Here is a 12,079-nt window from a genome sequence, read left to right as displayed (position 1 = left end):
GGCTCCTCAGCCTCTGACGTCGAATGCGACGTCGGTCAGGTCGGCGGCCTCCAGGGTGCTCAGCTGCTCGTCGCTCGGGTCGTCGAGCTCGGCGATGCGGCCGGCGTGGTTCTCGGTCATCTCCTGGAAGACCTTGCGGGCGAAGCGGCCGTTGCCGAAGCCCTCACCGCGGTCGACGGTCTTGAAGTATTCGGTCAGGCGCGCGCGAGCCTCGTCCGACAGCCGGTAGTCGTGGTCCCCCGCGTGCTTGTCGACGATCTGCACGAGCTCTGTCTCGTTGTAGTCGGCGAACGTCAGCGTGCGGGAGAACCGCGAGGACAGACCGGGGTTGACGCCGATGAAGCGGCCCATCTGGTCGGGGTAGCCGGCCACGATGACCACGACCTCCTCGCGGTGGTCCTCCATCAGCTTCACGAGCGTCGAGATTGCCTCGTTGCCGAAGTCGCTGCTCTGTCCCTCGGACACCAGGGCGTAAGCCTCGTCGATGAAGAGGACACCGCCGAGCGCACGCTGGAACGCGGCCTGCGTCTTGGGGGCGGTGTGGCCGACGTACTCGCCGACCAGCGTGCCCCGGTCGACTTCGACGAGATGGCCGCTGGTGAGCATGCCCAGCGCCGCCAGCAACTGGCCGTAGAGGCGGGCGACGGTCGTCTTGCCCGTGCCGGGATTGCCGGCGAAGACCAGGTGGCGGGACATGGGCGGCGGCGCCAGCCCGGCTTCGCGGCGGCGCTTCACCAGATGCATCAGCTTGACCATGGTGCCCACGTCCCGCTTGACGCTGACCAGACCGATGAGCTCGTCCAGCTGACCGAGGAGCGGCTTCAGCGTGTCCTCCGACGCCTCGGCCTCCGGCGGGGTGCCGGCCCCGGGTGCCTTTCGCGGGGTCTGCGGTGCGGCGGGCATTGGTTCCGCGGTCGCCGGCCACACCGCCGAACCGACCCGCTCGCTGTGACACTGCTCGAAGACGGGCTCGGCGTCCTCACCCAGGCTGACGTCCTCGTCGCAGTCGAGCACGACGCAGCGGCGCAGGACGGGGTCCGCCGCGTCGCCGACGTAGAGCGCCGGGTAACCCGTACGCGAAATCGTCACGTCCTCCGCCTCGCCGTGCCCACCGGGCCCGAAGTAGAGGCCGTTCTTCTTGACGTCGGCGATCGTCACCCGTCGCAGCGTGGGGCGGGCGCCCGTCCACACCGCGAGACCGCTGCCGCCGATCGTCTCGATCCGGCAGTCGTCGAGCACCGGCTCGGCGTCGACGTCCACGAAGACGCCCGCGGCCCCACAGCTCGCCACAGTGGTACGCACCAGCGTGGGCGCCGAACCGGTCGCGATCTCCACGCCGGTCAGGGCGATGTCGCGCACGGTGCAGTCGGCGAGCAGAGGGCGGTGCGGTGTGTCCACGCGAACACCTGTGCGGCAGTTGGTGACTGTCACGTCGCGCAGGACCGCGTCGGCCACGTCGTCGACCTGCACGCCGGTGAGGTCGGCGCGGTCGATGCCGGTGCCCTTCGCGTAGAGCACCGAACGGCCGGAGGCACGGATGCCGAGCTCGGCGGTCGTGGCGACAGCGACGCCCAGCAGCGTCACCGACGCACTCCCGGTGAGATGGACAGCTGTGAAGCCGCTCTCGCGCACCTCCGCGTCGCGCAACTGCAGGTGGCTGTCGCCGACCGCGAAGACGCCGTTGGCCTTCGAACCGGTCAGCGAGCCGCCACGCCATCGCACCTGGGCGCTGTCGCGCAGCGCCACGCCGGTCTGGGTGCTGTTGGTGACGCGCACCGAGCGAGCCACCACCCGGCTGTCGTGCGCGGCCAGCACACCCGCGCTGCCGGCTCGGTCGATCAGCGTGTCGTCGACGAGTGTCACCGACTCGCCACCTGTCACGAGGCCGGCGGCTCCGGTGCGGCGGATCTCGCACCGCCGCACCACGACTCCCCCGGTCGTGCCCGGCTCGGCGGGAGTCAGGTCGTCGGGCCGGCCGGGGTGCAGCTCGGGCCACCAGTCGGCGCCGAAGCCGGCGCTGCCCAGGACGCGTACACCGTCGCCCTCGATGTCGTGGATGTGGCTGTCGAGCAGGCGCAGGCCCGCGCTTTCGCGAACCTCCACGCCCGCGTCCTCGGCCGAGCCGATGTCGCAGCGCTCCAGCACAGCCGTGGCGGTCTCGCCGACGCGCACGCCGACACCCCGCATGCCGTTGAGCACCGCGCCGGACAGCGCCAGGTACGACGAGCCGCCCGCCGCCACCGCGACGCCGGAGACGTTGGTGACGCGCAGGTCGTAGGCCTCCAGCCGGGCGCCGTCTGCCACGTTGAGCGCACACGTCGAGGTTTCCTCGACCGTGCAGCCGTTGAGCCTGGCCGCCGAACTGCCGGCCACGTGGACGAATCCGCCGCTGACCCGGCTGTCCGTCAGCTCAAGGCGGCCGGCCGAGACCACCACGGCGGCGGTTCCCGTCCGGCTGCCGCGAATCGTGAGGCCACGCAGAGTGGCTGAACCGCCGCGGAGCTGCACCGCGGGTCCCTCCGGCGCGATCAGCTCGACCGTTGCCGACTCGTCCTCGGCCACGATGGTGACGTCGCGGTCCAGGACCAGGCACTCCCGATACGTGCCCGGGGAGACCGCGACCACCGCACCGGGCTTGGCGGCCCGCACGGCCGCGCCGATCGTCTTGTGCCGACTCCACGCACGTGTGGAAACCCGTTCAATCTTGCCGGTCATGGGCGAACGGGCGGCGGCTCCCGCGGCGAGGGACTCAGGACCCACAGCTCACCCGCGCCTGTCCGAACACCACACGGGCGTTGCTCGCACCAGAGGTGTTCGAGGCGTCGAGGCTGACCGCGAGCTGGTTCTGGTGCACGGGATAGGTCCCCGCGTCGAACCATTTGCCGGCGTTCGCCTCCTGATCGAGGGTGAAACTCGCGAACGGCGTGCCCGTCGCGCCGGCTCCGACCGTGTACGTCGCCTTACTGACCAGCGCCGAGCCGGTCTTCGGCAGGTAGACGCTGACGGCGCAGGATCGGATGTTCGGGCCGGGGGTGAACCACCAGGTCGCCGACTGCCCGGTGGCCGCACGGCCGTCCCTGCTGCCGGGCTGCGGCAGCGTCACGGCGGTGCCGTGGCAGCCGCCCTGCGACCAGCCACCCTTGCCGATCGTGCGCCACACCCCGGTTCGGCCACGGGCATCGAACCCGCGGTCCGCCGCTGCCTCGCAGTCCCAGCCGGCCACCGCGTCGAACATGCCGGTCGGCCGGACGCTGGGTGCGACCGTGGTGCCCTTCGCCGCCGCCTTCTGCTGCGGGGTCATCGGCCGGATGAGGTGCCAGAACACGCCGACGACGAGCGCGCCGACCGCCACTGCGGCGGTCACGGTGATCAGGGTGGGCAGGCGTACGGTCACCCGCTCGCTCGCCGGGCGTTCCGCGGCATGCTCCACGAACGCGCGAACGAACTCGCGCCGCTGGCTGACCTCTGCCGACGCCCGATGCTCCGGTGCAGGCGGCGCCGCCACCGTCGCCCGGCGCACCGGCTGCTCGGCCGCGGGATCCGTGCTCACAGGTCCAGTCATGTTGGTCTTTCGCGCTTCGCTCGGCGTCCGTGACGCACTGAGACGGCTCGCGGGGCATGGGGGTTCACACCCATCCGATTTTTCTCCGCTCCCGTACCGCTACGCGGCGCCGACCTCCTCGGCCGGCTCGACCTTCCGTGGCAGGAACAGGCACGACAGCGCGCGGTGCAGCCCGACGGCACCCGCCTCGGCCGCCACGAAGCCGGCCTCGCGGGCGTGCGTGAGCAGCCCTTCGTCCGGCGCGATGCCGTGCTCGCGCAGGTAGTAGGCGACGGCGTCGGTCCAGATCCAGGTGCCGTCGGTGCGGAAGTTTGCCGGTACGACGGGACCGCGCTGCGGGTCCACAACATCGTCCTGGGTCTGCGGCGTCAGCAACAACGTCTGGCCGCTCTCGAGGAACCCGAGCGCCGCGTCGCGCTCAGGGCCCTCCAGCCGCGGATGCCCCTGGTCGAAGTACGGCCCGGCATACGGGTCGACGCCGTCGAAAACCCGCGCCACCTGGACCGGCTGGTCGGCGTCGAACGCCCACAGCAGCGCGGAGGAGCCGAGCGCCGCGTGGGCCGCCGGGGGCGCCGGGTCGCCGGTCGCGAATTCGATCAGCAGGGTGGTGTCAGGGCCTGCCTCGGCCAGTGCCGAACGCACCGCCGCGGCGGCGGCTTCCGGTTCCTCCGCCTCAAGCACGTAGACGCGGGTCCCAGGACCGCCGGCCGCGTCGGCGGCGAAACGCCACGAGCGCCAGATCGCGGACGTGCCCGGGGCGGCGAGCACCGCCGCCACCGCAGCCTCGTCGTAGTCGTCGGTGGCGGCGGCCCACAGCGGCCCGGCCGCGGCCGTGAGGTCCAGCACGGGTGGCATCACCTCGCCCAGGGCCGGGACGTCCGTCCGCAGCGCTCGATGGACGTGGGCGCCGTCGTCGATGCTGTCCATGTTCCTCGTCCCCCTCGGGTGCCGGTCCGGTGAACGGGCCCGCGCATCGTCGCGCGGCCCGTGGGGGCGCGGCCAACCCCCGCGAACGGGGGACCCGGCGGTACGCCCTCGCGGGCTCCCCCTTCACCGGCAGTCGAAAACCAGCTCGGCGAAGCGGGCCAGCACCGCAGGGTTCTCGCTCGTCGGGCCCGCGAGGGACAGGAGGGCGTTCATCAGCGGGGTCTTCGTCCCGGCCGACAGGCCATTCGCCGCGCCTAGGACCCGGGCGGCCGGCACCGGCTCGCCGCGCAGCGCCGTCTGGGCGTAACCGAGGACCGCCGCCAGCGCCACATCGGAGCGATCCGGGTTCGCCAGGCCGAGATGGAGCTCCGGCAGGACCCCGCGGACGGCGTCGCCCGCACCGAGCAGGTCGAGCAGTATCAGGTCGCGCGCCGTCGCGTCCGGCTCGGCCAGGAACGCTGCCGCGGCGTCCCCGTAACCCGCGACCCGGAGCGTGGCCAGGGCGTCGTGAGCCGGACCGGCGTGCGTGTCGACTGTCGGTACGCCGGACAGCCCACCCGACGTCGCGTCCAGCTCCGGCGCGCTCTCGAGCATCGGCACGGCCGGACGCCGCACCTCGGGGAGCGGGCTGAGCCACTGCACCCCCTGCCGCCCCGGCTCGACCGGAAGGCGCTCGATGAGGTCGAGACCGGCCCGCGCGACGGCCTCGGGGACTGGGACGCCGGGTACGCCGACAACTATCGACGCGTCCCCACCCTCGGAACCCGAGCGGACCCGTGTGGCGAGTTCCGGATCGGGCGACCCGGCGGGCCGTGCCCACACCCGCTGCGGCAGGTCTTCCAGCACCCAGCCCTCGGGCAGCTCGAACAGCCCGGAGCGGCTGCCCTGCCGGAGCCCGTACGGCGGCGGGGACTCCTGGGTGGCCGGGCGGACGAGCCAGTGTTCCGCCCAGCGCTGCAGGGTCGGCGTACCGTCCGCGGTGACCGGCACCGCCCGACGGGCCTGCCGCGCGTCGGTCGGCCGCTCGGTGTACGCGACAGTGACGCCGTAGCGGTTGCCCAGCGTCCAGAGCACCGCCTCGGGCACCGTCGGGGCATGCACAACGATCTTGGCACGCTGTGCGGGGTCGGTGACACGGCCGGTGACCTCGGTGAGGAACCCGGCGAGGTCGGCGCCGGGAGCCACGATGACACGCTGCTCCCCCGGAATCGGGACGAAGGAGTCCGCGACCATGGCCATCCCGTTCACCGGCGGGGCGCCCGGCTGGCGCAGCAACAGGCCCGAACCGACAGCCGCGGAACCGCCGGGCAGCGTCGCGGCCGCGTCGAGCAGCGCCTTACGCAGGGCGGCCGGGCTGAGCAGGTCGTGGTTCGGCAGCTCGATGCGCACCCGTTCTGCGAGATCCCGCAGGCCGGTCTCGGTCGCGGCGGCCTCACCCTGGCTCGTTCCGCCCCGGAAGAGCCTGTCGTAGCGGGTCAGCCATTCGTGCGCGAAGGCGACCGACAGCGTCGCGACCACGCTCGACGGCAACGCGTCACGGGTGGCCAGCAGGCCCTCGAAGGCACGTTCGGCGTGGTGCAGCTCGGCGCCGACCTGCGCATGGTGCAGGAGACGGGCGGGCACCGACTCGGCGAGGCCTGCCGTACGCTCGGCCAACTCGGCGACGGCCGCCGCGACCGCGATCTCGGTGTTGCCGCCCCGCTCGGCGCGCGTTCGGGCCGCGGTGCCCGCCTCGTGCAGCACCGCCTCGATCTCGCCGGCGATGCGATCGCGGACGTCGGCCGGGACATCCCGGCCGTCGCGGTGCAGCGCCGCCGACACCCCGGCGCGTACGGCTTCGAGGATCGGTCCCGCCGCACTGTCGTAGGCGGTCCCGGGTGTCCCCGCCGACTCGGACACGGCCGGGACGCCCGGGTCGGCATCGGCCGTCGCGGCGCGGGCGGCGTACTCGCGCAGTTTCTCGTCGTCGAAATAGCGCGCGATATCCCGCTCGATCTCAGCGGCGACGGCGTCCCAGTGTGCGGCCTGACTCTTCGCGAACGGGTCGAGCTGCTCCTTCACCGTCGCACGCAGCTTCGCCTCAGCGGCGTCGAGGAACTCTTCCCGGGCTGTCGCGTAGGCCGACTCCGGCAGCGGATCCCGGCCGGCATCCGCGGACGCCGCCCGGTGGTTCGCCACCGCGGCGTCCAACGCGGCGTCGTGCCGGTGCGACTGCAGGTGCACGAAGGCTTCCTGACGGATGCTGGTGCGCAGGTGCTCGTACTGGTGGCGCCACTGGGCCTCGGCGTCGACGAAGAGCGCGTCGTACCCGCGCACACCCGCCGTGACCGCTGGGCCGAACACCTCCTCGAACCATCGCCGGCCGGTGGTGACGAAGTCCGCCCGGAACGCGTCGAGCACTCCCGGGCGCAGCCCGTCGAGCGTCGCCACGCCGGTGCGCTCGGTTTCCGCCACGGCCTCGGCGAGCACGGTGTCGAAGTCACCGACCAGGTCCGGGCGGTGCCGCTCGGCCAGCCGGGCCGTCTCCAGGCGGTGGGCGTACTGCGCCTGCAGGGAACTCGTCTCCTGCTGCCAGCGCCTCGCCCGCTCGGCGTCGGTCAGCGCCGCGATCTCGTCCACCGGGTGCAGCAGCGGGTCCAGTCGCTCCTGGAACGCCTGGTGCTGTAGGTCCTCCAAGCCGTAGAAGTGATTCCCGTGCAGGGCGAGTTGCTCGGCGGCGAACCGCTCGCCGAGGGCGCGCAGGGACACGTCCGACAGGTCCCGATTCAGCGCGTCCGCCGTGCCGACGCCGACCAGTCGGTGGAACTGCTCCGCCGCGCTCTGCGCCGCCGTCCAGGCCTTCCCCGCCAGGCTCACGTCGGCCTTGATGCTCGTGAACTGCCGGTCCTGGTACGCCTCCCACACCGCCTCGCGGCCGCCGTCCTCGGCGAAGCGTGCGTCGTCGCCCTGGTACCGGATGACGTCGTGGTGGTGCAGGACATCCGCGACGACTGTGCGGCGCATCCCTTCCAGCACGCTTGTGGGCAGGTCCAGGCCGTGGTCGTAGTCCACCACCTGCACCGCACGGGTAAAGAGGTCGTCGGCCATTTCGGCCGCTTCCAGTTCCCGGGCGAATCGCGCCGGGTCGCCAATCCACCGGTCCCGCAACAGGTCGCGGACCGCGGACGGGATCGACTCCGGGTCCCGCACCGCGTTCAGCGTGACAGAGAACTCCGCGTCGGCGACAGTCACGACCGGCTCGTCCACGTCGACGGTCGCGGTCGGCACGCCCCCGTTGACGGCCTGCGCGATGATCTGCGGCAGAGCGGCTGCCACCGCGGCGACGTGAGGGCGCCACGAGTCGGCCTCCGGCTTGTCGCGCCAGGCATCGACGATGCGGGCGTCATATTCGGCTCGGACGGCGTCCACGTCGAAGCGCGCCTCAGGATTGGCCGTACGGAACTCAGCCACCCCGGCCCGGAATCGGCTGTCCGGGTCGAGGCCGGCCGCGTGCAGGTCGCGCTCAGCCGCGGCGGCAGCGAGGTTCCGGTCCTCAATGTTCTTCTCGGCCTGCTCGACCGGCGTCGGTGAATCCGTCCCGCGCCGCGGCGGATCATCAGGCACGTCAGCACGACTCGCGGTCGCCGGCGTGGTGTTCGGGTCGCGAGGCTGCGGCTTCGCCATGAGGAGGCCGTCGTCCGGCCCCTCCGGCAGGATGCTCTCGGGCCGGGTCTGCTTGCCGGGCAGCGGCTTGACGTCCTCCGCGTTCATCCGTGCGGTGAGGTCGTCCATCACCTTGCCGAAGGCGCCCCGGTTCACCTCGGTCTGCTGGATCGCCCGCGCAGCCAGTTCGTCGGCGTGCTGCTTCGCCGTGATTTCAGAAATCTTCTCCGCGATGTCCAGGTGCACCTGGCCGGCCGCGTCCGGGTCGCCCGAGCGGTACGCCTCCGCCAGCCTGGCCCGGGCGCTGTTCACGAAGTCATCGGCGAGGTTGTAGCCGTTCGGCATCGTGAGGTCGGCGAGCCGGTCGCCCAGGCTCTTCGTCTCCTGCTCCGACCTGAGCTCGGCGCGGAAGCCCGCCCGAGCCAGCTCACGCAGCTCGGCGTCACCGCCGACGAGGTCCTGGGTGCGCACCTTGTTCGGTGTGAGGTCGTAGCGGCCGTACATCTCCTCGACCAGCGTCCTGCGCGCCGCGGCGGCGCTGGTGTCGTCCAGGACCGACGAGCCCCACCGGTCCTCGATGTTTCTCAGCAGCTGCGTGGTGGCGGCGTCGTCGAGCCCCGCGTCCTCGGCCAGCCCTTTGCCGAAGGTTCGCAGCGAGTCGAGCCTCTCAACGTTGTTCGGCACCGTGGGCAGCACCGGAAGCTCGGACACGTCTGCCGGCGGCGTCAACTCTTGCACCTGCCGCTGCTGCTCCTCGTCCCGCGCCCGGATCTCCGGGTCTGTGATCTCGTCGGTGCGGCCCATGCGGTCCGAGACGGACGGCTCGGACCGCGGACCGGGCGAGGGCTTGAGCGTGGTGCCGGCGTGCAGCTCGGGCAGCACGTCCCGGCGGAACGCCTCCTGCACGGTAGCCAGGGCCTCGAGTTCTTCAGGCGTACGGGTCGCCGCAGACGTCGTCGTGGGCTCCACCGGTTCGACCTTCGCCGCCGTTGCGGGCCGCTCGCTGGGCTTCCCCAGCGCCTCGAGCCGCCCTTGGAGATCCTCTTGCTCCTGGTCCCGGATCCGGGTCGCACGCTGGTCCGCGACGGTCCGCGCTTCGTCCAGCGGGTCGGTGACCTCCCTGACCCCGGCCTCGTCCCCCTGCCGCAACCCGAGCGTCAGTCGCTCCCGCGCCGCGTCGTCGAACGGCAGCCCGAAGCGCCGGAAGTCGTCGTCGAGCAGCCGCACATAGCGGTCGATGAGGTGGTTGCCGTTCGCCAGCTTCGCCAGTTCGTCGCCGTAGACCTGCCGCGCGTGGCGACCACTGATGCCACCGTCGATGTCGCGCGCGGCGAGCGTCGCCGCACGATCCGGGTCCATTCCCGCCCGTACGGCGGTGTTCTCCAGCAGCGTCCGCTTCGCCTCGTCCAGCGAAAGGGTTTCGCGGTAGCGCGCCTGAATGTCCGCGCGGATCTGGGTGATCTCAGCGGGCGACAGCCCGGCCTTGGCACCGAGGTCATCGGCCGAGGCCAGCAGCTCGTCGAACTCCCGCTGATGCGGTGGCGTCTCGAGCTGGAGCTCCGGTTCACCGCCCTGCGGGTCCCGCTGGTACTGCGACCACTCCTTTTCGGAGGCCACGATGTCGTCGTGTCGCTGCCGCACCGGCGGTTCGACCCGGGTCGGCTCCGCAGGCGAGCGGAGGTTCATGGCCTTCGCCGGGCTCGCGCCATCCGCGGCGCCGACACGATACTTGAGTTCGGCGAGCGGTCCCTCGCGGAAGTCCTGGGTGAATTTCTGTTGGGCGGCCTTCTCCGCGGCGGCGTCCGAGGCGGCGATGGCCTCCCGGTCCGCGCGCCACTGAGTGAGCTCCTTCACCCGGCCCTCCAGGTCCGCCACGGACTTGTCGCGCGTCGCCTCCGCCATGGTTGTGCGGGCCTCGACGGCGCGGTCGAGGTCACCGGTGATCTTGGCTGATGTCGCGTCGTCGCCGGCCCGCAGTGCCTGGGTCAGCTCCTTACGGATGCCCTGCGTCATCGTGACGCCGACGTCCTCGGCCCGTCCGACACGCATGTTGACCAGACGTTCGATCATCCGGTTGTCATCCGCGAACGCCCTGATCTCGGCTCGGAACTCGGCGCGGGACACCTGCGCGGTGGCGGTGTTCGGTGATGTCGCACGCTCGGCGAAGCCGCGGGCCACGCTCGGGTCCATCCCCGCCCGTACGCCGATGTCCTTGATCAGCTCACGGGTCGCGGCCTCATCGGTGCCCTTGCTCAGCACCCTGTCGCCGTACCTGGCATCCAGGTTCGTCAGCAGCTCGTCGATCTCCTGCCGCGGCAACCCGGCCGCTTTGCCGAAGTCTTCGACGAGCTCTCGGTGCCTTTCCGTGCCGGTCGGCACAGCCGGGAACTCCGGCAGCTCGGCGTCCTTCGGCGCGGTCTTCGGGACCTGGAGCTCCTCGCTTCGCAACGCAGTCAACGCGTCCGGCGTCGACATCGAACTCCGGCCATCGCTGCCCGGCGCGGGACCGGGGTCATCCGCCCGGAGGTCCGCGGTCCGGCCGGCGCCCAGCGCCTCCAAGCGCTGCTCCAACCCACTGATCGACGCCGAATCCGAATCCTTCGACCCCTTCGACCCAGGACCACCCAACGCCTCGAACCGCTCCTCCAACGACTTGCCCTGCCCGGCACCCGGGCCATGCGCCGGGACGTCCGGGAACCGGCCAGCACCCAGCGCCTCCAAACGCTGCTCCAACCCACTGATCGACGCCGAATCCGAACCCTTCGACCCCTTCGACCCAGGACCACCCAACGCCTCGAACCGCTCCTCCAACGACTTGCCCTGCCCGGCACCCGGGCCATGCGCCGGGACGTCCGGGAACCGGCCAGCACCCAACGCCTCCAAACGCTGCTCCAACCCACTGATCGACGCCGAATCCGAACCCTTCGACCCCTTCGACCCAGGACCACCCAACGCCTCGAACCGCTCCTCCAACGACTTGCCCTGCCCGGCATCGACCCGCGCCGTCGCCGACGACTCCGACACCGGGGGCTCCGCCACCGACCGACGGGGCGGTTTCCCGGTCGGAACCTCGGCCGTGCCGGGCCGCGACGACGGCTCGACCGGGCGCCCGGTCGACGCCTCGACGTCGGCCGGTCGGGGCGCGCTGACGTGCGGGCCGGAGCCGGCGCGTCCGGTCGGCGTCCTGGCATCGGCCGGACGCGCCGCGCTGGCGTCCGGACCGGAGTCGACGGGCCGCACCGTGGACAGGCCGACGTCGGTGGCGCGTTGCGGGCTGCCCGTGCGCGGCGATGCCGCGGTCGACGTCAGGTCCGTGCTGCTGCGCGGGGTGGCGGAGGCATCCGCCGGCCGCGGCGCATCGGTGCCGGCGGGAATGTCGCGGGCCGGAACGACCTCGCCGGCCCGCGCGGTGCCGGGTGCGAAGGTGCCGGCCTCGCGCGGTGGCGCGGTCGCGTGCCCGGCGTTCATGCCCGTGGTGTTGCCGGGCGTCGACGACACCGCATCGCGGACCGGGGCCGGGCCGCGACCGGGATCGTGCGCGGGGGCGTCCGGGAACCGGCCCGGCGTGGCCGACGGCAGATGCTCGGCACCGACCACGCGCGCGGGCGGCGCGGTGAAGTGGGTGCCGGCGGGCAGGTCCGGGAGCGCACCGGGGCGCATCGCGGGCGGCAGGTTGACGCCGTGCGGCACAGCCGCGGGCCGCTCGTCGCCGTGTAGTGCAGTCCGCGGCCCTGCCCGGTTGTCGCCCCTTCGGCAGTCGACCCGCCGCGCGCCGCATGCGCGCCGGCAGCCGCCTCGTGCTCCGGCACCGTGGGCGGCGTGGCGTTGACCGCGCCGGGCCGGGGGCCGTGCCCGCGGGCACGTTCTCGGACAGATGCGGCGAGGTGAGGGTCGTGTCGGAGGCACCCGGGCGGCCGGTGGCCGGGTTGACGACGTTCCCGCCGGTGG

Annotated in this window: 4 protein-coding genes; all 4 read right to left on the bottom strand. The window is 72.5% G+C overall.

From position 1 onward, the window contains the following. Window positions 1-6: 6 nt before the first annotated feature. Window positions 7-2,715, bottom strand: a complete 2,709-nt coding sequence (locus PCA76_RS09335) for a right-handed parallel beta-helix repeat-containing protein (RefSeq protein WP_272616651.1) — start codon at window positions 2,713-2,715, stop codon at window positions 7-9. A 34-nt stretch (window positions 2,716-2,749) separates the two neighbouring features. After that, window positions 2,750-3,550, bottom strand: a complete 801-nt coding sequence (locus tag PCA76_RS09330; protein WP_272616650.1) for a hypothetical protein — start codon at window positions 3,548-3,550, stop codon at window positions 2,750-2,752. Between the two features lie 111 nt (window positions 3,551-3,661). Then, entirely contained in the window at window positions 3,662-4,489 is an 828-nt protein-coding gene (locus tag PCA76_RS09325) for a hypothetical protein (RefSeq protein WP_272616649.1), read from the bottom strand. Between the two features lie 123 nt (window positions 4,490-4,612). After that, the gene (locus tag PCA76_RS09320; RefSeq protein WP_272616648.1) at window positions 4,613-11,791 is read right to left on the bottom strand and encodes a hypothetical protein; all 7,179 of its coding nucleotides are present in this window, start codon (window positions 11,789-11,791) and stop codon (window positions 4,613-4,615) included. Between the last annotated feature and the right edge of the window lie 288 nt (window positions 11,792-12,079).

Source organism: Micromonospora sp. LH3U1 (genome assembly GCF_028475105.1).
Lineage (GTDB): Bacteria > Actinomycetota > Actinomycetes > Mycobacteriales > Micromonosporaceae > Micromonospora.
This window is presented reverse-complemented; position numbering and strand designations above follow the sequence as displayed.